This window comes from Nocardia sp. NPDC058499 (assembly GCF_042719915.1).
Classification (GTDB): Bacteria; Actinomycetota; Actinomycetes; order Mycobacteriales; family Mycobacteriaceae; genus Nocardia.
This window is the reverse complement of record NZ_JBHXMZ010000005.1, coordinates 467,902-488,440: the sequence shown is the minus strand read 5'-3', so window position 1 is coordinate 488,440 and position 20,539 is coordinate 467,902. Positions and strand designations below refer to the sequence as shown.

At 68.7% G+C, this 20,539-nt stretch carries 17 protein-coding genes; 8 read left to right on the top strand and 9 right to left on the bottom strand.

The features are described 5' to 3' along the window. Positions 1-132: 132 nt before the first annotated feature. On the bottom strand, positions 133-4,779 hold the full coding sequence (locus ACFWPH_RS18650) for an HAD-IC family P-type ATPase (RefSeq protein WP_378752540.1): 4,647 nt from the start codon (positions 4,777-4,779) through the stop codon (positions 133-135). Between the two features lie 84 nt (positions 4,780-4,863). On the opposite strand from ACFWPH_RS18650, the gene ACFWPH_RS18645 reads away from it, so the two are divergent. The 4 genes from ACFWPH_RS18645 (at position 4,864) to ACFWPH_RS18630 (ending at position 8,470) form a co-directional block, all read left to right on the top strand. After that, the gene (locus ACFWPH_RS18645; protein ID WP_378752538.1) at positions 4,864-5,961 is read left to right on the top strand and encodes a DNA glycosylase AlkZ-like family protein; all 1,098 of its coding nucleotides are present in this window, start codon (positions 4,864-4,866) and stop codon (positions 5,959-5,961) included. Between the two features lie 49 nt (positions 5,962-6,010). Beyond that, positions 6,011-6,451: a hypothetical protein gene (locus tag ACFWPH_RS18640; RefSeq protein ID WP_378752536.1), complete on the top strand. Its 441-nt coding sequence runs from the start codon at positions 6,011-6,013 to the stop codon at positions 6,449-6,451. 229 nt (positions 6,452-6,680) lie between these two features. Further along, positions 6,681-7,868: an alcohol dehydrogenase catalytic domain-containing protein gene (locus ACFWPH_RS18635; RefSeq protein WP_378752534.1), complete on the top strand. Its 1,188-nt coding sequence runs from the start codon at positions 6,681-6,683 to the stop codon at positions 7,866-7,868. Positions 7,869-8,011: 143 nt separating this feature from the next. Next, positions 8,012-8,470: a MaoC family dehydratase gene (locus tag ACFWPH_RS18630; protein WP_378752532.1), complete on the top strand. Its 459-nt coding sequence runs from the start codon at positions 8,012-8,014 to the stop codon at positions 8,468-8,470. 21 nt (positions 8,471-8,491) lie between these two features. On the opposite strand, the gene ACFWPH_RS18625 is transcribed toward ACFWPH_RS18630, so the two are convergent. The 6 genes from ACFWPH_RS18625 to ACFWPH_RS18600 form a co-directional block, all read right to left on the bottom strand. Beyond that, a complete protein-coding gene (locus tag ACFWPH_RS18625) occupies positions 8,492-9,619 on the bottom strand; it encodes an NDMA-dependent alcohol dehydrogenase (RefSeq protein ID WP_378752530.1) in 1,128 nt (375 codons plus the stop codon). A 170-nt stretch (positions 9,620-9,789) separates the two neighbouring features. Then, on the bottom strand, positions 9,790-10,611 hold the full coding sequence (locus tag ACFWPH_RS18620; protein WP_378752528.1) for a mycofactocin-coupled SDR family oxidoreductase: 822 nt from the start codon (positions 10,609-10,611) through the stop codon (positions 9,790-9,792). A gap of 128 nt (positions 10,612-10,739) precedes the next feature. Next, positions 10,740-11,453: a 3'(2'),5'-bisphosphate nucleotidase CysQ gene (locus tag ACFWPH_RS18615; protein ID WP_378752526.1), complete on the bottom strand. Its 714-nt coding sequence runs from the start codon at positions 11,451-11,453 to the stop codon at positions 10,740-10,742. A gap of 147 nt (positions 11,454-11,600) precedes the next feature. Continuing rightward, a complete protein-coding gene (locus tag ACFWPH_RS18610; RefSeq protein ID WP_063915790.1) occupies positions 11,601-11,747 on the bottom strand; it encodes a DUF1059 domain-containing protein in 147 nt (48 codons plus the stop codon). 71 nt (positions 11,748-11,818) lie between these two features. Next, the gene (locus ACFWPH_RS18605; protein WP_378752524.1) at positions 11,819-13,093 is read right to left on the bottom strand and encodes a cytochrome P450; all 1,275 of its coding nucleotides are present in this window, start codon (positions 13,091-13,093) and stop codon (positions 11,819-11,821) included. Between the two features lie 71 nt (positions 13,094-13,164). Then, a complete protein-coding gene (locus ACFWPH_RS18600; protein WP_378752522.1) occupies positions 13,165-13,881 on the bottom strand; it encodes a DNA polymerase beta superfamily protein in 717 nt (238 codons plus the stop codon). Positions 13,882-14,136: 255 nt separating this feature from the next. Here ACFWPH_RS18600 and ACFWPH_RS18595 point away from each other — a divergent pair, with 255 nt between their 5' ends. Both ACFWPH_RS18595 and ACFWPH_RS18590 read left to right on the top strand, forming a co-directional pair. Next, positions 14,137-15,000, top strand: a complete 864-nt coding sequence (locus tag ACFWPH_RS18595) for an SAM-dependent methyltransferase (RefSeq protein ID WP_378752520.1) — start codon at positions 14,137-14,139, stop codon at positions 14,998-15,000. A 141-nt stretch (positions 15,001-15,141) separates the two neighbouring features. After that, positions 15,142-16,188: an oxidoreductase gene (locus ACFWPH_RS18590; RefSeq protein ID WP_378752518.1), complete on the top strand. Its 1,047-nt coding sequence runs from the start codon at positions 15,142-15,144 to the stop codon at positions 16,186-16,188. A 38-nt stretch (positions 16,189-16,226) separates the two neighbouring features. Here the strand turns inward: ACFWPH_RS18590 and ACFWPH_RS18585 are convergent, their stop codons facing one another. Then, a complete protein-coding gene (locus ACFWPH_RS18585; RefSeq protein WP_378752516.1) occupies positions 16,227-16,988 on the bottom strand; it encodes an SDR family NAD(P)-dependent oxidoreductase in 762 nt (253 codons plus the stop codon). 129 nt (positions 16,989-17,117) lie between these two features. After that, on the bottom strand, positions 17,118-18,338 hold the full coding sequence (locus tag ACFWPH_RS18580) for an oxygenase MpaB family protein (RefSeq protein WP_378752682.1): 1,221 nt from the start codon (positions 18,336-18,338) through the stop codon (positions 17,118-17,120). Between the two features lie 81 nt (positions 18,339-18,419). Here ACFWPH_RS18580 and hpnE point away from each other — a divergent pair, with 81 nt between their 5' ends. Further along, positions 18,420-19,808: a hydroxysqualene dehydroxylase HpnE gene (gene hpnE, locus ACFWPH_RS18575; protein WP_378752514.1), complete on the top strand. Its 1,389-nt coding sequence runs from the start codon at positions 18,420-18,422 to the stop codon at positions 19,806-19,808. A gap of 9 nt (positions 19,809-19,817) precedes the next feature. Further along, positions 19,818-20,468 carry a TetR/AcrR family transcriptional regulator gene (locus tag ACFWPH_RS18570; RefSeq protein WP_378752512.1) on the top strand — a complete coding sequence of 217 codons (651 nt, stop codon included), beginning with the start codon at positions 19,818-19,820 and terminating at the stop codon, positions 20,466-20,468. The last annotated feature ends 71 nt before the right edge of the window (positions 20,469-20,539 follow it).

The window sequence follows — 20,539 nt, the reverse complement described above, 5'->3', positions numbered from 1 at the left end:
GCACCGACCGCATCGTGTCTCCGGCCGGCGCGCTTCGGCGCATGCCGTCAGGTGATCCGACGAGGTCGGCAGAGCGCTCGAGCCGTTCCGTGCTCATGGCCCTTCGGTGGGCGGCGAGACCGGTTTCGCGTCCTACTCGACCTCGGCCGGTTCGGCGTTGTCCGCCGCGGTGAGCGATTCCTGTTCGCAGTCGGTTAAGGCCGGGGTGTCGGCGCGACCCGTTTCCACGCCGGGAAGCAGTCGGGGGAGCAGTGCGGATCCCGCGGTGGCACCCGCGGCCGCGGTGGTCGCGACGGACCAGCCGATCGGGCCGAGTGGGGTACAGCCGAAGTAGGCGCCCAGCCCCGGTGTCATGACGACGATCCCCAGCACCGCACCGCTGGCGGCGGTAGTGAGCCAGACCAGTGGACTGCGGTAGCCGGCGACCAGGGTCTGGCCCAGCTGGGTACCGATCAGCGCGACCAGCCCGATGGTGTCGGCGCGCCGCTGAGTGCCGGTGTAGCGGCCGACCAGCCAGGCGGCCGACGCGCCGGTCGCGGTGGCGACACCGCGGACGGCGATCGTCCGGATCAGATCGGAGCCGAGGCTGGCCGGTGGGATCGCGGCGAGCTGACGTGCCCGCTCCTCCACCCAGTCCGGGTCGTCCTGCGTTTCGACACCTTCCTGGCCGCCGGCCAGCGCGAGCGCCAGGGCCGGGAACATATCGGTGAGCAGATTGACCAGCAGGAACTGGCGGGTGCCCAGCGGTGCCCGGCCGCCGACCGCGGTCCCGAACAGGGTGAACGCGATCTCGCCGGCGTTACCGCCGACCAGCACCGCGACCGAATCGGCGACCCGCTGCCACATACTGCGGCCTTCGACCAGCGCGTGTAGCAGCGCCCGCGGGTCGGGTTCGGTGAGCACCAGGTCGGCGGCATTGCGGGCGGCCGCCGAACCGTGCGCGGCGATACCGATCCCGATATCGGCGGTGCGGATCGCGGCGGCATCGTTGCTGCCGTCACCGGTCATTCCCACGACATGGCCGCTGCGGCGCAGCGCTGTGACGATCCCGACCTTCTGCTCCGGGTCGATCCGGGCGAACACGGTGCTGCGTTCGATCAGCTCCCGCCGCTCGGTGTCGTCGAGTTCGTCCAGGTCCGCGCCCGTGGTGACCGTGCCCACGGTGATCCCGAGCTGCCGGGCGACCGCGGCCGCGGTGACCGGGTGGTCGCCGGTGATCATGCGGACACCGACCCCGTTGTCCTGCAGCGCGCGTACGAGATACGGAGTCTGCGGGCGCGGGGTATCGGCGATCCCCAGGAAGCCGAGCAGGGTGAGTTCCTCGACAGCGTTCTCCATATCCTGCGGATGCTCCGGCAGGTCGCGGCGGGCCACCACGAGGACCCGCAGCCCCTGTTCGGCGAGGTCGTGCACCTTGGCATCGGCGCGTTCACGCAGCTCGTCGGACAGGGCGGGATCCGGTTTCGTACCGGTGCGCACCCGCGTGCAGCGCGGCAGGACGACCTCCGGTGCGCCCTTCACCATGAGCCGCAGTTTGTGCGCGGTCTGGCCGAAAGCCGCGGCATATCCGCGGTTGGATTCGAACGGGATCTCGTCGAGGGGGTCCCAGCGGTGTGCGTCGGACCCGAGCGTTTCGGCGGCGGCGTCGAGAACGGCACGGTCGGTGGCGTGCAGCACCGGCCCGTCGTCGGGTTCGGGGCAGGCCCGGGCGGCGGCCCGCAACAACCGTTGCGCCGTGGCGGATTCGCTGTCGGGCCGCCATTGCTCGTCGAGATCGGCAAGTGCGGTGAGCCGCAACCGGCCCTCGGTGAGCGTGCCGGTTTTGTCGAAGCACAATTCGTCGATCCGGCCCAGGGCCTCCACCGCGCGGTTGGAACGGACCAGGACCCCGTAGCGGGACAACCGCCGCGCCGCCGCGAGCTGCGCCACCGTCGCCACCAGCGGCAACCCTTCGGGCACCGCGGCCACTGCCACCCCGACACCGTCGGAGATCGCCGCGCGCAGGGTGCGCCCGCGGAGGCCGCCGAGCGCGGTGACGATCGCGCCGCCGGTCAGCGTCAGCGGTAGCGCCCGGTCGGTGAGTGAACGCAACTGTGCCTGCACCCCACCCTTGTCCGGGGGGACCGCACCCGCGGTCGCGCGGCCGGCCTGCGTATCGGCGCCCACCGCAACGACCACCGCCACTGCGGAACCGCTGACCACGGTGGTGCCTTCGAATACGAGGCAGGCGCGGTCGCCGACAGCGGTGCCGGGAGTGGCCTCGACCCCCTTGGGAACCGTCACCGATTCACCGGTCAGCCCGGATTCGTCCATCTCCAGGTCTTCGGTGCGCAGCAGCCGCGCGTCGGCGGGAACCACCTCGCCCGCGCGGACGACGAATACGTCCCCGACCTCGAGGCAGTCGGCGGGGACCTCGGTGCCCGCGGGTTCCGCGGCGCCGATTTCGGCCCGGTCGATCACCCGGCCGGTCAGCCGCTCACCTTCGAGCAGTTCCTGCAGTTCGTTCTCCGCGGCCTGCCGCTGACGGGCGGAGATCATGGCGTTCACGGTGAGTACCGAGGACAGCAGCACGGCATCGGAGGGGGCGCCGAGAATCGCGGTCGCCACCGCGCCCACGCCGAGCACCGGAGTCAGCGGGTCGGCCAGCTCGCGCCGCATATGGCCGAGATAGCCGGTGACCGGCGCGAGCACGCTCGGTATCGCGCCGCGGCCGGCGGGCTCGTCGGTCTGCCGTTCCGCCGGGCTTGCGGGCTCCGGCAACCGGGACAGCACCTCGTCGGGTTCGAGGGCATGCCAGGGCAACAGTGGTGCGGGCGCGCCCACGACCTCCGGCTGGGCGGCCCGCAGACCGGTGACCGCGCCGTTGAACAGTCCCGCGAAGTTCGCCGCGATCATCGGTGCGGTCCGGGACCGGGCGGCCGGTGCGGCGGCCAGGATCAGCCCCGTGAGGCTGCAGGCCGACAATGCCAGGGTGCGACCGCGTTCGCTGACCTGCCGCGCCGGTCCGACCGCCGCCAGCGTGCGCCGCACCTGCTCCAGGTTGCGGCACAGCAGATCCGCCGACCACGGCACATGGATACCGCCGCCTTCGCACCCGATGAGACCGATCGCGACATCGGCGTGATCGAGCGCCTTGTGCGCCCGGGTGCTCAGCACCGCCACCGCGTGACCGTCCTGCTGCAGGCGTTCCACATGCCCGCTCAGCGATCCGCGCGCGGCGACGAATTCATCCGCGAGACCGCGTAATTCGGCGGCATCGCGGTGACCGGCGAGCACGATGCGCAAGCCCGCACGCCGGGCGGCGTTGAGCACACCATGTGCGCGCGGATCCAGTTCGCGGCCGACCACTACCCGTCCGACGACCCGGTCGCCGTCGCGCAGTTCCCGCTCCACCGGGCGGCTGGTGGTGCCGCGGTCGCGGGTTCCGGAATGCGGGTGCACCAGCCGCAGCGGATGGCCGTCGGCGCCGGTGTTGTCCTGCGGTTCCCACAGCAACCGTTGCGCCGTACTCCAGACCCGCGCGTCCGGCCACTCCGCATCGGCACTCTCGGCCTCGAGCACCACCCGCCGGGTGGTGGCCAGCGATTCGGCGTCGACGACCACCGCCGTCAGCCTGTCGAAGCGCCGCCACGCGGCCGGGTGCAGCGTCAGGACACCGGCGGCGGACAGGGTGGTGGATACGGTCGCCGAGTAGACCTCCCGCCCGGCCCGCGCCGCTTTCGGCGCGCCGAGGATGAGAGCGTCGGCGATATCGCCCGCCCGGCCGAGTCCGGCGAGGGTGGTGGCACCGGCGAGCGCCGCGGCGGAGGTTTCGTCGGCGACCCGCTCCACCGGCCCGCGCGGCATATCGGCCGGCCGGGTGAAACGCGGTAGCGGTTTGTCGACCCGGAAATGTTCGGCGTCGACGATATCGGCCTCCCATTCGCGCCACTGCGCGTGCCGGGCCACGGCTTCGGTGAGGGCGAAACCGCGCTGGACGGTATCGGCCACCAGATTGGTCACGCCGCCGGCGGCGCCCTCGCCGAGCGCCGAACCCGCGGCATTGGCCACCGCCAGCAGGAGGTCGGTGCGGGTACTGCCGAGCCGCTCCTCGAGGTGCCGGCGTAGCCGGGGCTGGGCGTCGGTGAACGCCGCCACCGAGCGCACACCGCGCATGACCCCGCGCAGCGGGGGTACGGTGCCGGCGGCGGAGATCGCGATCGCGCAGATATCGCCGGCCACCTCGATCGCGGCCGCGATCACCGGTTCCCGGTCGGCCGGGAATTCCACGGCCCGGCTCCAGCCGGCGTCGGCGACCTCGGATTCGCGCTCGACCTCCTCGATCTCCGCCAGCAGCCGGTCCAGGTCGGCGCCGCTGGACAGCGCCGTCACGATCCGCCCGGTCACCGCGTTGACCCGCCACCACTGCACGCCGCGCAACCGGCCCAGATGCTGTTCCAATGCCCCGGTGACCGCGGATCGGTGGCTGTCGTCCAAGCCCTGGATCTCGATGGTCGCCATATCGTCGGAGAATGCGACCCGGCGTTGCGCGCGCCGGTCCCGCGGGTCGAGCAGTGCGGTCAGATCGTCACGAAGCCCGCTGTTCTGGCCGGGTAGCAGGGGCGCGATCCCGGAGGCCACCGTCGTGGCCATCTTCTCCGCGGTCCGCACCGGGGTTTCCACCACCTGCCACCCGGTGTCGACTGCCCGCTGTGCCCCCGACCGCATCGCCCCGGTCACCGTGGCGACAGGTGTGGTGATCAACCGGGGAGAAAGCAGTGAGCGCACAGTCGGGGCCATACCGGGGCGCTACCCTGCAGACGCCGCCGCAAACGCGCCCGACGGGTTTGCCGGGATGTCGGAGGGCGTCGATAGTCTCGCCGCATGTCTTCGGCATGGTTGCGCGCGAACGCGGTGTCCTGGTCCCTGCCCCGTACTCCCGAAACGCTCGCCGGCGCCCTGGCCGATATGGAGTTCGTCCAGGCCGATCCGATCCGCGCACCGGCGCGCGCCCAGGATCTGATCCTGCGTCAGCGGGTCCGCGGTTACCGGGCCGGGGATCTCGATCGCCGCTATCGCGAACTCGGCATCGACGAAGATATCGTGTACGCCTACGGCTACACCGTGCCGCGGCTGCGCCCGATCCTGCACCCTCGGCGACACCCGCGGGCGACGAACGGCGCCTACCCGCACGACACCCATTCGGCAGAGGTCCTGGAATTCGTCAGGGAACGCGGGGTGGTGCACCCGCGCGAACTACAGGAGCATTTCGGTCATCGCGGGGTGGTGAACGCCTGGGGCGGTACCTCCTCGGCGACCACCGTGCTGCTCGAGGAGTTACATCGCTACGGGCTGCTGCGGGTGGCCGACCGGGTCTCCGGGATCCGGCGTTACGAGGCGGCTCCGGCCCCCGAGGAACCGGAATGGGATCCGGCGGCGCGGCGCCGGGCGCTGGCGCTGCGTATCGCCCGCACCCTCGCCCCGGCGGCGGAATCGACGCTCACCGCGACGGTCAACCGGGCGGTACGCCCGATCGGCGACGCCACCGGTTCGGCCACGATCCGGGAACTCCGTGCCACCGGCGAACTCGCCGCCCGCACCGTCGACGGCGTGCGGTACCTATGGCCGGCCGATCTGGTACCCACCGACCGCCCGGCACCGGCCCGGGTGCGTTTCCTGGCACCGTTCGACCCGCTGGTGTGGGACCGGAAGCGGTTCGGCGCGATCTGGGGATGGGATTACCGGTTCGAGGCCTACACACCCGTCGCGAAGCGGGTCCGCGGCTATTACGCCATGCCGATGCTGTGGCGCGACCGGGTGATCGGCTGGGCCACCTGCGCGGGCGCCGGCAGCGAATTCGACGTGGGTTTTGAAAATGGCGCGCCCAAGGGCAAGGGATTCGCGACCGCCCTGGACGCGGAGATATCCCGGCTACGGGACTTTCTCGGCCCGGGCCGGAAAAAGAGCCCCACCACGCGCTGACTCGAATGCATGGGTGTCTGAGGTTGGATCGGCTGGGTATGCCGGTGCCATGACACGCACGAAATTGCCCGCTCCACCGCCCACCACCCCGGCGCGCACGGTCGGTCGGTTCGCTCTGGCGGCCGCGCTCGTATTCGCAGGTTTCAGTCATCTGTTCTGGGCGCGTGACACCTTCCGCGTCCAAGTGCCGAAATCGGTACCTCTTGATGAAGACGGCGTGGTCATGGCCTCCGGGGGGATCGAGATCGCGTTGGGGTCCGGTCTGGCCTTGATCACGCGCGACCGTGTTATGGCAGGTCGTCTGCTCGCGGTGTTCTTCGTCGCGGTGTTTCCCGGGAATGTCGCGCAGTACGTGCACAAACGTGACGGTTTCGGCCTGAACAGCGATAGGAGCCGGTTTGTGCGCCTGTTGTTCCAGCCGGTACTGGTGGCATGGGCATTGTGGTCGACAGCTGTTCCCCGCGAGCGCCACAGAACGGGCCCAGCGTGAACGGGGCGGAACACAGCGGCCCGCCCGACGTTGCAGTGCCTCCGATACTTCGTGGGCTCGGGTCCCGACTCGCTCGGTACGCGCAACCGTGGGGATTGCTCGTACCCGTGACGTTTGTGACAGTCCGCCCCGGGTAGACCGCCGACCGGACCAACCGGCAGTCGCCGCGGCCGCTCGACCGCGCCGTGTTTCAGCCGGAACAGCGTAGGCGTCGGTCGAGGGAGCGGATATGAAGGCTGTGACGTGGCAGGGCAAACGCGATGTGCAGGTATCCGATGTGGCCGATCCGCGGATCCAGGAACCTGGTGATGCTGTCGTCCGGGTGACCTCCACCGCGATCTGCGGATCCGATCTGCATCTGTACGAACTACTCGGCCCGTTCATGTCCGCGGGCGATGTGCTCGGGCACGAGGCGATCGGGGTGGTCGAGGAAGTCGGTGCCGGGGTCACCAACCTCTCGAAAGGCGACCGCGTGGTGGTGCCGTTCCAGATCAGCTGCGGTGGTTGCGTGATGTGCCGGCAGGGGCTGATGACCCAGTGCGAGACCACGCAGGTGCGGGATCAGGGGTGTGGCGCGGCGCTGTTCGGTTACTCCAAGCTCTACGGTCAGGTGCCGGGTGGTCAGGCCGAATACCTGCGGGTGCCGTATGCCGATTTCACTCATATCCGGGTGCCCGACGGTCCCGCCGACACCCGGTATCTGTTCCTGTCGGATGTACTGCCGACCGCGTGGCAGGCCGTCGAATACGCCGCCGTGCCGGACGGTGGATCGGTGACCGTCCTCGGGCTCGGCCCGATCGGCGAGATGGCGGCGCGGATCGCGCACCATCGCGGGTTGCGGGTGATCGGCGTGGATCTGGTGGCCGAACGGCTGGACCGCGCTGCCGCGCACGGTATCGACACCATCGATCTGGGTGCTGTGGGTGGTGGGGTGGCGGACGCGGTACGCGACCGCACCGACGGCCGGGGTAGCGATGCGGTGATCGAGGCGGTCGGTATGGAGGCGCACGGGTCGCCGGTGGCGGCCGTAGCGCAGCGGGTCGTCTCGTACCTGCCCGACGCGGTGGCCGCGCCCGCGATGAATGCCGCGGGCCTGGACCGGCTCGCCGCGTTGCATACCGCGATCGATATCGTCCGGCGCGGCGGCACGATCTCGATCATCGGTGTGTACGGCGGGATGGCCGATCCGATGCCGATGCGGGTGCTGTTCGACAAACAGATCCAGTTGCGTATGGGCCAGGCCAATGTGAAGCGCTGGTCCGACGATATTCTGCCGCTGCTGGACGACAGCGATCCGCTCGGTGTGGAAACCTTCGCGACCCACCACCTGCCCTTGTCCGCGGCGCCCGAGGCGTACCGCATGTTCCAGGCCAAGGACGACGGCGCGATCAAGATCGTGCTGGACCCCGCTGCCTGAGGAGGCTCGGCAGCGCCGAGGAATTTGCGACTCAGGATGAAAATGTCTCAGTTCGGGTTGAACTCCGGGACGAAGTGCGGAATACCTATTAGCGGAGTGGCGATGTCGCGACAGCGCGCGGCACGGAATCGAAGGAGACATCTGTGCGCACATTCACCGGCAAGGACGAAGTTCTCGCAGCAGTGGGGGAGACGCTCGGCACCAGCGACTGGGTGGAGGTCACCCAGCAGATGGTCGACCAGTTCGCCGAGGCGACCGGAGATCACCAGTGGATCCATGTCGACCCGGAAAGGGCGAAGCGGGAGAGCCCGTTCGGCGGGCCCATCGCCCACGGCTATCTGACCCTGTCGATGCTGCCGCTGCTCGGTTCGCAGATCTTCGCGTTCGAGAACGCGAAACTGGGGATCAACTACGGCTCCAACAAGGTCCGGTTCCCGAGTCCGGTGCCGGTGGGCGCGAAGGTGCGCTCCACTGCCGTCCTGGTGGATGCGACCGAGGTGTCCGGCGGTGCACTGCAGCTGGTCGTCCAGCACACCGTCGAAACCGAGGGCGGTAGCAAACCCGCGCTGATCGCGGAGGCGGTGAGCCGCGTCGTGTTCTGATCTCCGGTGGTCCGGCGCCGGTCAGCGATCGGCGTCGGTGAACCGGATGATCCCGCGGATATTGCGGCCTTCGAGCATATCGGTGACCCCCTCGTTGATCTGCTCGAGCGAGTATTCGCGGGTGATCATATCGCCGAGCCCGAGATCGCCCAGTTTGTAGAGCGCCAGCACCTCCGGGATCAGCAGTTGCGGGTTCCCGCCGCCGAACAGGGTGCCGCACAGGCTCTTCTGCTGGAAGGTCAGCGCCGACAGGTTCATCCGGGGATTGGTTTCGGCGGCATCGCCGGTGGCGGCGAGTACGCAGGTACCGGCCTTGGCGGTGATCCGCATCCATTTGGCCAGATCGTGGCCGTCGCACCGGCCGACCGCCACGATCACCGTCCGGCACATCTGCCCGCCGGTGATCTCCTCGATCGCGCCGATCGCGCTATCGATATCGGAGTAGGTGTGGGTGGCGCCGAACTTCGCGGCCTGCGTGCATTTGGCCTCGACCGGATCCACCGCGAAGATCCGCCGCGCCCCGGAGATCACGGCGGCCTGCACCGCGGCCGTACCCACCGCGCCGGCGCCGATCACCGCGATATCTTCGCCGGGCCGCACCGTGGCGGTGTTGACCACGGCGCCGTATCCGGTGGTGACGCTGCAACTGGCCAGGCAGGCGATATCGAACGGGATAGTGGGGTCGATCTTGACCACCGAACTCTTGTGCACCACCGCGTAGGGGGCGAAGGCGCCGATCAGGGAGGTGGGGTGCACATCGTGGCCGCGGGCGCGGATGCGGAAGGTGCCGTCGGATACGGCCCCCCGGGTGAGCAGCTCCTGTCCGCGGTCGCACAGGTTGTGATGGCCCGATAGGCAGGATTGGCACAGCCCGCAGGCCGGGATGAACGAGAAGACCACATGATCGCCCACGGCGAGCTGATCGACTCCGGCGCCCACTTCGACGATCACTCCGGCGCCCTCGTGCCCGCCGAGGATCGGGAATTCGGCGGTGGGGACGTCACCGCTGGCCAGCCGCTGATCGAACTGGCACAGGCCCGCCGTTTCGACCCGAACCTTCACCTCACCCTGCTGGGGATCGCCGATCTCGATCTCCTCGACCGACCACGGCTGCGCGTAACCCCAGATCAAAGCACCCTTGGATTTCATCGGCTTCCCTAACTGTCGTGACGGTCGTGCCCGCGGTCCACGGCAGTACCCAGATTGCCTGATAATGCCGTTCTCGGAAAGTGTTATATCGAATTTTCCTACCGGTTTTCCGCGCGACCCCCACGAGAACCCGCCGCGCCGCCGCGTGACTGCGCCGCGGCGGGCTGCTGTCAGTACTGCGCCGAACCGAGATCCACCGAGATACTGCCGGCCGTGACGAACCGGGATTCCTCGCTCGCCAGCCAGCACACCGCGTCCGCGATATCCTCCGGCATCGCGATCCCCTCCGGCAGCAGCGGGGTGTTCATCCCGGTCAGCTGTCCGTTGGTTTCGGCGGCCCGGGTGAGGGCGCCGACCATATCGCCCGAACCCATCGGCGTGGCCACCGGTCCGGGGGCGACGCTGTTGACCCGGATCGAATGCTTACCGAGTTCGGCGGCGAACGCCCGCGCCATCCCGGTGACGGCATGCTTACTGGAGGTGTAGTGGACCATGAACGGCTGCATGGCCACCCCGGATGCCGAACTGATGAGCACGATCGACCCGCCGTGCCCGCCGTCGATGATGTGCTGCGCGCCGGCCATCACCGTATTCCAGGTTCCCGTGACATTGGTGTCGATCACCGCCTGGAACGATTCCGGCGTGATGGTGTCCCAGGGTTCCGGCGGACAGATCCCGGCGTTGGCGACGATCACATCGAGGCGGCCGAACCGCGCGACCCCCTCGTCCACAACGGTGCGCAACGCCGCGAGGTCACGGGTATCGGCGACGGCGGCGAAGATCTTGCCGCCGGCCCCCTCCACCAAGCGAACGGTTTCGTCGAGGTCGTCCGGGGTCGCGGAATCGTAGGGCACCGCGGGCGGCAAGGGGGCGCACAGGTCGACCGCGATGATATCGGCGCCCTCCGCCGCCAGTCGCTGCGCGTGCGCGCGGCCCTGGCCACGCGCCGCCCCGGTGACGAAAGCTACTTTGCCGGATAGTCGACCGCTCACTTGCTCTACTCCTGTCGTTACGGGAAACGTCCGACCATTGTGGGCCGACAGGTGTTCCCCGCGCACAGGCCGGGGCGCCGACAGCTGCCCGCAGTAGCACTGCGGGCAGCGCCCGCTGCTCGGAGTATCTACTCCGACAACGCTTTCAGAGCGATCTCGGCCAGCTCCGGCCGGCAGATGAGCAGATCGGGCAGGTACGGATCGGGCCGGTTGTAGCGCAGCGGGGAGCCGTCGAGCCGGGACACATGAAGCCCGGACGCGAGCGCGACGGCGACCGGCGCGCACGAATCCCATTCGTACTGCCCACCCGAATGGGCGTAGATATCGGCCTCACCGCGCACCACCGCCATCGCCTTGGCACCGGCCGATCCCATCGGAACCTCGGTGGCCGACAACCGGGCCACGAGTTGGCGGACCTCGAAGGAGGGGCGGCTGCGCGATAGTGCGACCCGGACGGTGCCCGGCGGCGGCGGGGGAGCGAGCACCGGTGGCCGGCCGGTGTGCAGGACCATGCCCGCGGCCGGGAGCGCGACGGCGCCGGCCACGGGTTCGCCGTCCACCGCCAACGCCACGTGCACCGCCCAGTCCGGCCGCCCCGGTTCCCCGAATTCCCGGGTGCCGTCGAGGGGATCGACGATCCATACCCGGGAACAGTCGGTGCGGGCCGCATCGTCGGGGGACTCTTCGGAAAGCACGGCATCCGCCGGTCGGAGTTCGGCCAATCGGTCGAGCAGCAGACGGTTGGCCCGCAGGTCACCGACCCGCCCGCCGAGTTCGCGGATCGACAGGAGCAGTTCGCCGGCCTCTTCGGCCAAGGTCGCGGCGAGGGTGTGATCGTCCATGGGGATCCTTCCTGGCGGGCGTTGCCGTCCGGATCCATATAACACTCCTGCGTCCGGCGGCGCGTCGTGCGGTCGCCGTACGGCCGGCGGCGAGGCGGCCCGTGTCCGGCCGGGGCCGGCGGCCGGTACGGGCGCGACAGGCCTGGCTCAGAAGGCCATGAACAGGATCTGATCCCGGGTGTAGTCGTGGCCGGGATGGTTCTCGGCCAGGTGTTTGCGCACGTTGTCGACGAGTTCGTCCTCGTTCGCGCCGGTCAGGTGTTCACCGCAGGGGCAGTTCAGCTGGGTCTTCATCCGGCTGTCCTTTCGTCATGGGGAGATAACGCCGCTCAGCGTAATAGCCGGGGCGCCGCCATGACGACCGATCAGGCCCGCTGCACCGGCATCCGCTTGATGCCATGGATGAAATCGCTGTGCACATACTCCGGGTTCCCGAGCACCACCTCGGGAACCCGGGTCAGCAACTCCTGGAACAGCAGCCGCAACTGCATCCTGGCCAGCCAGGCGCCGAGGCAGAAATGGGCGCCGCCGCCCCCGAACCCGGAGTGCGTATTCCGGGTGCGGGTGATATCGAAGATATGCGGATCGTCGAGCGCGGACTCGTCGCGGTTGGCCGAACAGTAGAACAGCACGAGCTTCTCACCGGCCCGGATCCGGGTGCCGGCGACTTCGGTATCGGCCACCGCGTGGCGCGCGAAATGCAGTACCGGTGTCGACCAGCGGATGAATTCCTCCACCGCGCCACCGATTCGCGCATCGAAATCCTCCAGCAGCCATTCCCGCTGCGCGGGCCGGTCCACCAGTGCCTCGAAAGCATGGGAGGTGGCCTGTTTGGTGGTGTCGTTCCCGGCCGAGGCCAGCAGCACCATGAACGCCCCGATCTCCTCGTCGGTGAGCCGATGGCCGTCGACCTCGGCGGCGACGATGGCGGACATGAGATCGTCGCGGGGCGCCGCGCGCCGCAACCCGGCCAGATCGGTGCCGGCGCGGTGCAGAATCCCGAACTGCGCCATGAAGAATTCCGCGCGTTCCTCCAGGGCGGCGTATTCCTCGTCGCTGGATCCGAACATGGCCTCGGCGGCATGGGCGACGGCATCACGTCCGGCGGGATCGATACCGATCATGTCCGAAATCGTGCGCATGGGAAGTTTGCGCGACACGCTGTCGACGAAATCGACCGGCGCACCCGAGGACAGATCCGTGAGGAATTCGCCGACGATCTCGGCGGCATTGCCCCGGATCTGGGATTCGATACGCCGCACCTGTTTCGGCGTGAACGCCGAACTGATCAGGCGCCGGTAGCGAGTGTGCTGCGGGGGATCCATGGTGAGGAAGAACGTGGTGGGCCGCTGCAGCTCGATGGGCATCGGATCCATGCTGATACCCAGCGCCGACGTGAACAGCTCGGGATGGCGGCTGACGAAGGCGATATCGTCGTGCCTGGTCACCGCCCAATACCCGGGCTCGGAATGCGGGAACAACGCGGGCGGCGGTGCGTGCCAGCTGAGTCCGGGTTCGGCACGCAACTGCGCGAATACCTCGTCGCGGGTGCGGAAATCCCGGGCCCAGAACGCGGGCTGGGAAATATCGAGCCGGTGGTAGCGGCGCGAGGTGGCGGGCGCGCTGTCGATAGGGCTCATGAGCGACTCCGAGCTCGGTGATCCATGGTGCGCGCGGCACAGGCTGAGTGCGCGCGAGTCGTAGAAATACTCTAGAGCGCCACTCCTTCCCGGGCGGCTGCTTCCGGCGAATCCAGATGCGCCCGGCGCACCCGTTGCAGGAAATCGTCGAGCGGCGCGTCGTCCGGTGCCTGCGGTAACACGGTGACGGCGGTATCGAAACGGTGTTCGTAGTCGGCGACGAGCCGGCGAACGGCCTCGGCGCCGGGGTCCGTCGCGATCGAGGCGCCGAGTGCGTGGTATCGCTCGGGGTCGGGAACACGGATCGGCAGGCGTCCGGTGGTGTAGAGCTCGTAGCCCTGCCAGAGCAGGCGCAGGGTGTGCCGGGCGTGCTTGGCCCGGCGGGCGGCCGCCGCCTGCGGCCGGGGGCCGGTCAGTCGCCGGAATTGGCTCGTGGCGTAACCGAAGAACGCCTCGCGCACCCGGTCCGCGGATAGGAAGCAGGCCCGCAGCCCGACCAGTTCCCGGCCGAAGGCGGACTCGGCGGTGTAGTCGTCGAGCCAGAGGATTTCGGTCGCGGTGGGGTTGCACGAGAGCATGAGCCGCATGGCCTTGCCGACCTCGTGATAGGTCGCATCGGCACCGTCGCGGCCCTGCCGGGTCTGCCGGGTGGGCGGGTACAGGCCCAGCAGGTTCCGGGTCGGCTCCACATAGATTCCGGCGTAGTCGATATCGCTGGCGGGGCCGGCGAGACCGTAGGCCGTCGAACCCACCACCCCTTCGAGCAGCAGGCCGTGCGGGTGGTTCATCCGTGGTCCTCCCTCGTATCCCGCCCGATTGCGCGAGCGCAGCTGTTCCCGCCGCCTGTCCCCAAATGATCATGATCGACCGGACATCTTGTGGCCAACGATTTTCGGCGGCTACCTGCACAGATGAGTGCCGCGGAAATATTATTCGAATGTTTTCCCCGGCCGGCGATTAATTCGCGGCGGCGCTTCCGTCACCACTGTCGAGCCCTACGTGTCGACGTCGCACCATCCCACAACCGGATAGAGAGAAAACCGATGCCAGATTCGTCGTTCAGCTCGCCGGAGCCCGGCCGTCCCCCGGCCGGGGCCGATACCTCCCGCGCCGGTATCGCCCGCGTCTACGATGCCAGCCTCGGCGGCAAGGACAATTTCGAGGCCGATCGCCAGGCGCTCGACGCGGTCCTGGAGATCGCACCCGGTATGTGCGCGGTCTCGCGGCGGAACCGGGCCTGGCTGCGCCGGGTGCTGCGGTACCTGGCCGGGGTCGTCGGTGTGGAGCAATTCCTGGATGCCGGTGCCGGATTGCCCACCGTGAGCAATACCCACGACATCGCCCAGCTGGTGAACCCCTGGGCACGGGTCGTCTACCTGGACAACGATCCGATGGTCAGTGCGCACGGCCGGGTGCTGCTGGAAACCAACGAAGACACGGTCTACCTCCACGGCGACCTCACCGATCCCGGTGTGCTCGGGGCGGATTCGGCGGTCTGGCGGTACCTGGACCAGGACCGGCCGGTCGCGGTGATCCTGGGCTCCGTACTGCACCACCTGCCCGATTCCGCGGACCCCGCGGGCATCGTGGCCCGGGTGGTGGATGCGCTGACCCCGGGGTCGTATGTGGCGATCACGCATTTCTGGGATCCGGGCGAGGATTCACCGGACCACGAGCTCGCGCGGGAGGTGGAGCGGCGTTTCGTGGAGAAGGGGCTGGGGTCGGGCTGGTTCCGCACGCGCGCCGAGATCGAATCATATTTTGCGGGGCTGGAATTGATCGATCCGGGCGTGGTTGCGCTCGACGAGTGGTGGCCGTCGGGGCCGGTGCATCCGCCGGAGACCGTCGAGGAGCGTCTGATCCTGGGCGGAGTAGGCCGTAAGAGTGGGCTCGTAGCGGTGCAGTAGATGCGCGGCACCACCGCCGATGAAAACCGGGTTCTCTTGAACGGAGAATTGACTTATACTTCCGCTGGACCGGCTGTCCGGCGGAAGGCGACGCAGCACGACCCCGGACGGCGCAGCACCCGCCGGAACTGGATAGATGCCGTGAGCTCGTCGAACCAACCGTGGACAGTGGCCGAGGCGCCCGATCAGTCGGGCCGTACCGCAATGGTGACCGGATCGAATACCGGTATCGGCCTGGAAGTGGCGCGCGGGCTGGCCCGCCGGGGCGCGCGGGTGATCCTCGCCTGCCGAAACGAGACCGCGGCCGCGCAGGCCAAGCGGAATATCGAGGATTCGGTCCCGGGGGCCGATATCCGCACGACCCAGGTCGATATCGGCAATCTCGCCTCCATCGCCGAGTGTGCGCGCCGCCTGCACGCCGAACTGCCCCGGCTCGACCTGCTGATCAACAACGCCGGTGTCGTCACCGGTACCCGGACGTTGACCGTCGACGGTTTCGAAAGCGATTTCGGGATCAACTTTCTCGGCCATTTCGCGCTCACCGCGCAACTGATCGATCTGCTCACCGCCGCGCCCGCCGGGCGGGTGGTCAGCGTCGGCAGCCTGAGTCACGGTCGCCGCAATGCCGAACTGGATTTCGACGATCTGCAGTCCGAGCACAGTTTCGGCCGTCTCATCACCTATTCGCGGTCGAAAATGGCCACCACGACATTCATGGTGGAACTGCAGCGCCGGCTCGCGGCCGCCGGTGCGCCGGCCCTGTCGGTCGGCGCCCATCCCGGCGGCGTGCGGTCCACCATCCTGCGGGAACAGAGCCTCGTTGCCCGGATCGCCTACAGCGGTGTGGTGATGACCCTGGCACGCTTGTTCACCCAGACTCCGGAACAGGGCGCCCAGCCGATCCTGCGGGCCGCGCTCGACCCCGCGGTCCGGGGCGCCGGCTTCTTCGGCCCGGCACACCGCTGGGGGCTGGTCGGGCCCCCGATCGCCGTACCCGCCGCGCCGTCGGCGCACGACCCCGAAATCGGCCGGCGGCTGTGGGCGGTGGCCGAGGAACTTACCGGTATGGAATTCCCCCTGGGCGCAAAGGCTCCGGCGACGTCGGACGATACCCTGCCCGACCGGTCTATCGGATCGTCCACGAGCCAAGCGGCAGGCGACGGCGCGGCGCTGGACCGGGGCCGATAGCCGCGGACGATCCGGCCGTCCGCGGCGGGTTCACCGATTCACTTGGGAGCGAACCGCATACCGGCGTCCAGGCGCAGGCACTGGCCGTTGAGCATGGGGTTGTCGACGATGGAGCAGGCCAGCTTCGCGTATTCCTCCGGCCGGCCCATCCGCTTCGGGAAGGCGTTGCCCGCGACGAGCGGTTTCACCATTTCTTCCGTCGCACCGGCCAGGATGCCGGTATCGAACAGGGACGGCGCGATGGCCAGCACCCGGACCCCGACCGAACCCAGATCGCGGGCCATGGTCAGCGCCATTCCGGCGATACCGGCCTTGGCGGCCGTGTAGGCGACCTGCCCGATCTGGCCCTCGAATGCCGCGATGGAGGCGGTGTTGACGATGACGCCGCGCTCGCCGTCGGCGTTCGGCTCGCCCTGGCTCATATGCCAGGCCTGCAAACGGTTGAGGTTGAAGGTGGAGACCAGGTTCAGGTTGATGATCTGCTGAAACGATTCCAGATCGTGCGGCCCGGTCTTGGACAGTGTGCGCTTGGCGATACCGCCACCGGCGGTGTTGACCGCGATATCGAGCCCGCCCAGCTGTTCCACCGCTTCGGCGAGTACCGATTCGACACCCGCGTGGTCGGTGACATCGGCTTCGAAGAAGGAACCACCGAGGTCGGCCGCGACCTTGCTGCCCTCGCTGGCGGTGCGGTCGACGACGACGACCTTCGCGCCGCGGGCGGCGAGCAGTTCGGCGCTGGCCCTGCCCATTCCGGAGGCGCCTCCGACGACGACTGCACGTGCTCCCTGAATCTCCATATTTCCTGTCCTTCTCGGTGTACGGCACAGCCCATCGATCGCCGATGGGGCCCGGTTACGTTATATCCGTCCGGGGAGCCTGTACCCAAGTATTTCGTAGAAGTATCGGTGAAAGCGCTGATCAACCGCTCAGCCGATGGCTGCGGTGGCGTGCAGGTGGTGTGCGGACATCCCCACGTCCGCCGGACCCGAACCCACGAGCATCTTCTTGAACGCCGCCTGTTCCCGCAGTCCGCGTTCCTCGGCACGCTGCCGGGCGGCGGGGCTGACCCGGGTGGCCGCACTGCGCGCGAGGTTCACCGGTACGCGCAGCACCGGATACCACGGTGGCATATACGGCCACAGGCCGAGTTTGCGCATGGCGCGCGGCCCCAGGTACATGCTGGAGATCGACAGATGCTGGGCGCGGGCGATCCGGCCGCGCAACCACGGCAGGTTCGGATAGTTCCAGGTGAGCGGATCGTTGGCCATCGGCAAGGCGAGCTGTCGGGTGGTCTCGTCGGGATTCGTGATCGCTGTCATGGTGTGGTAGAGAATCCGGACGCTGTCGCGGAATCCGGTCGGCAGCCACTCCTCCGCAACACCCATCAGCCGGCCCACGTAGCGGGCGAGGTGGGCGGCGGCCTCCCGGTCCTCGCGGGACGGCACGATCCCTATCACCAAACCGCCGACGAACGGCGCGATGAGCGCACCCACCAGGGTGGCGGCCATATCCGTCTGGTTGATCGGCAGCCCCCACGCGCGCTGATCCCAATCGGGCATGGCGCCCACGTGCCGGCGGACCAGTGAATGGACGAACCGCACGTGGAGGGTGGAGCGGTAGCCGGGTTCGAACTTGCCCATGCCGTTCTGGACGTCGAGCGCCCACTGCATCGTCTCGGCGAATCGCTGGGCGGACCCTTTCTCCAGCGCGCCGGTGCGCAGCAGCGTCTTGTTGAATCCGGAGGCCAGGTATCCGCCGAGGAAGGATACGTCGCGCGCCAGGTACAGCCCGTCGTAGCCGCCGCGGCGCAGGACCTGTTCGCCGCGTCGCAGCATGTCCTCGTCCAGCCAGTCCGGGGGAGTTTCGACGGCGGTGAAGAACTCGCGCAGCGGCTGCGGCGCGTCGGTGACCGAGTCGATACCGCCGGCCACGGCCTGTTCGAACAGTGGCCGGGTATCGGCCATCCCGGTACTGATCATCCAGTCGACCAGGTCGTCCATCGGCTGGTCGCCGGTCAGCAGTGATTCGCCCATGGACGCCCAGCGCCGGGCGTCCGGTGCGCCGATGCCCATCAGCATGGCGAACGGTTTCAACCCGGGCACGGCTACCGGGCCGGCGGGGTGCCGGGTGGGGATCGCGGCGCCCATGTCTTCAGAACCCATGAAACGAATGTATTGAGTGCGTTACATTGTGTCAATGATGAGGTCTATGGTGAGGCGGAGCACAACATGAACGATTCCCGGCGATACGTCGTGATCGGGGGCGGGCTGGCGGGTCTCGCCTCGGCGGTATGGCTGGCCGAGACCGGTAAGCGGGTGACATTGCTCGAACGCCGCGCCCGGCTGGGCGGACGCACCCAGGCGATGCAGGTCCCCGAGGTGGGGGATGTGCCCGACAACGGCCAGCATGTGCTGGCCAGCGGCTACCGCAGTCTGTTCCGGTACCTGGAGAGCGTGGGTACGCGCGACTGTGTGGAGTTCCCGGGCGGCGGCACATTGCGCTGGCCGGGGGGTCGTGCGGTCCCGTTGCGCACCTCCGGTCCGGGGGTCGTGCGCACACTGCTGGGTGCCCACCCCGATGCCGGACCGCTGGACCGGCTGCGGGCATTGCGGGCCACCGCCCGCCTCGGCCGCCAGGCGCTGTTCCAGCCCGCGGGCCTGGCCGATATCACCACCGAGCAATGGTTCGAACGCATCGGTATGCCCGCGAAGGCCCGGGAGGCGCTGTGGGATTGGCTGGCACTGGGGATCGCCGCCGAACCGGTGCAGCGGGAATCGGCGAAGGTGTTCGCCGATGTGCTGGCGACCGGTATCCGGATCGGTGTGCGGGAGCGGACCGGCGTCACCATCGGCTACCCGACGGTCGATCTGGACACGCTCTACATCACCGGCGCGGAGCGGGTTTTCCAGAAGCACGGCGTGGACGTCCGGTATCGGTCCGTTGCCCGCCGGATCGTCGTCACCGACGGTCTGGTGACCGGTGTGCAGTTGGTCGACGGTACCGAGATCGCCGCCGATGCCGTGGTGTGCGCGGTCCCCAATTCACGGATCCACGGCCTGCTCGACGATCTGCCCGAGCACGCCGAAATCTATGCCGCCGCGGACAAACTGGGGGTCACCCCGATCGTCAGCACCAACCTGTACCTGGATCGCCCGCTGGGGACGCAATCGGCGATGGAGGCGCTGATCGGCGGTACGGGTGTGATCGACGAGGTCTTCGACCGTCAGCGTATGCACCGGCGCACCCCGGACGGCGCCTGGCTGTACTGCCTCACCACCAGCGGCGCCTACGAGCAGATCCACAAGAGCAACGACGAGATCGTCTCGGAACAGCTGGCGCTGCTCCGCCGCTACTACCCGGAGGCCCAGGCGGCGAAGCTGGTGCACGCGCAGGTCGTAAAAATGCCCAAGGCAACCTTCTCCCAGGTCGTCGGCACCGCCGGTTTACGCCCGGACCAACGGACCTCGGTGCCGAATCTGATGCTGGCCGGTGATTGGACCCGCACCGACTGGTCGGCCACGATGGAGAGTGCCGCGCAGAGCGCGGAGCGGGCTGTGCGGGCCCTACTTGCCTATACCGCGCACGAGGGCCGGGACACAATGCAACGCGGACTATAATTCCGCTACATGTTCCGTACTTACGACGAAGTCGACGAGCGGATTCTGGACGCGACCCTCGGGCGGATTCTGCAGGTCGGCATCCGGCGGAGCAGTCTGGACGATATCGCCCGCCGCTGCGGCCTGAACCGGGTCACCTTGTATCGCCGCTTTTCCGGTAAGGACGCGTTGATCGAGGCGGCGCTGTCCAGGGAGATCTCGCGAGTGCTGGCGGAGGCGACGGCGATCGCGTCCACGACCGAGGGCACCGATGCGCAGATCGAGGAGACGGTTCTCTTCGTGCTCCGGCTCACCCGGACCCACCCCCTGGTCACGCAGCTGCTGGCGGTGGCGCCGGAGGAGGCGCTGGGCTTCTACACCGTGCGTGGCGAGGAAATGGTGTCCCAGGGTATCGAGTACATCGCCGGTGTGCTGACGGCCGGTCAGGAGCAGGGGGTGCTGGCCCGCTACGATCCGCGACCGGTCGCCGAACTCGTTGCCCGGATGGCGCATTCGCTGATGCTCACGCCCACCGCGGGGATCGACTTCGACGATGAGCAGGCGGCGCGGGCGTTCATCCGGACCACCATCGTGCCGCTGATGAAATACGGCATCCGATCCGGGGCCGACGACGCCGATAGTGAGGGGTCGTCCACGTCGGAGCGTACGGTCGGCTCGTAGCACAGCGGCGGGTACACGTGCGCCGGGCACCTCGGCTCCGTCACCGCTACCGCGCCTCCCGGACCGGCAGT

Bases quoted from the DNA above. Each gene is read 5' to 3' on its own strand.
- ACFWPH_RS18605 (WP_378752524.1), bottom strand. From the start codon at position 13,093: ATGAGCCCTATCGACAGCGCGCCCGCCACCTCGCGCCGCTACCACCGG.
- ACFWPH_RS18580 (WP_378752682.1), bottom strand. From the start codon at position 18,338: ATGGGCGCCGCGATCCCCACCCGGCACCCCGCCGGCCCGGTAGCCGTG.
- ACFWPH_RS18625 (WP_378752530.1), bottom strand. From the start codon at position 9,619: ATGAAATCCAAGGGTGCTTTGATCTGGGGTTACGCGCAGCCGTGGTCG.
- ACFWPH_RS18585 (WP_378752516.1), bottom strand. From the start codon at position 16,988: ATGGAGATTCAGGGAGCACGTGCAGTCGTCGTCGGAGGCGCCTCCGGA.
- ACFWPH_RS18600 (WP_378752522.1), bottom strand. From the start codon at position 13,881: ATGAACCACCCGCACGGCCTGCTGCTCGAAGGGGTGGTGGGTTCGACG.
- ACFWPH_RS18610 (WP_063915790.1), bottom strand. From the start codon at position 11,747: ATGAAGACCCAGCTGAACTGCCCCTGCGGTGAACACCTGACCGGCGCG.
- hpnE (WP_378752514.1), top strand. From the start codon at position 18,420: ATGAACGATTCCCGGCGATACGTCGTGATCGGGGGCGGGCTGGCGGGT.
- ACFWPH_RS18640 (WP_378752536.1), top strand. From the start codon at position 6,011: ATGACACGCACGAAATTGCCCGCTCCACCGCCCACCACCCCGGCGCGC.
- ACFWPH_RS18615 (WP_378752526.1), bottom strand. From the start codon at position 11,453: ATGGACGATCACACCCTCGCCGCGACCTTGGCCGAAGAGGCCGGCGAA.
- ACFWPH_RS18595 (WP_378752520.1), top strand. From the start codon at position 14,137: ATGCCAGATTCGTCGTTCAGCTCGCCGGAGCCCGGCCGTCCCCCGGCC.
- ACFWPH_RS18645 (WP_378752538.1), top strand. From the start codon at position 4,864: ATGTCTTCGGCATGGTTGCGCGCGAACGCGGTGTCCTGGTCCCTGCCC.
- ACFWPH_RS18570 (WP_378752512.1), top strand. From the start codon at position 19,818: ATGTTCCGTACTTACGACGAAGTCGACGAGCGGATTCTGGACGCGACC.
- ACFWPH_RS18650 (WP_378752540.1), bottom strand. From the start codon at position 4,779: ATGGCCCCGACTGTGCGCTCACTGCTTTCTCCCCGGTTGATCACCACA.
- ACFWPH_RS18635 (WP_378752534.1), top strand. From the start codon at position 6,681: ATGAAGGCTGTGACGTGGCAGGGCAAACGCGATGTGCAGGTATCCGAT.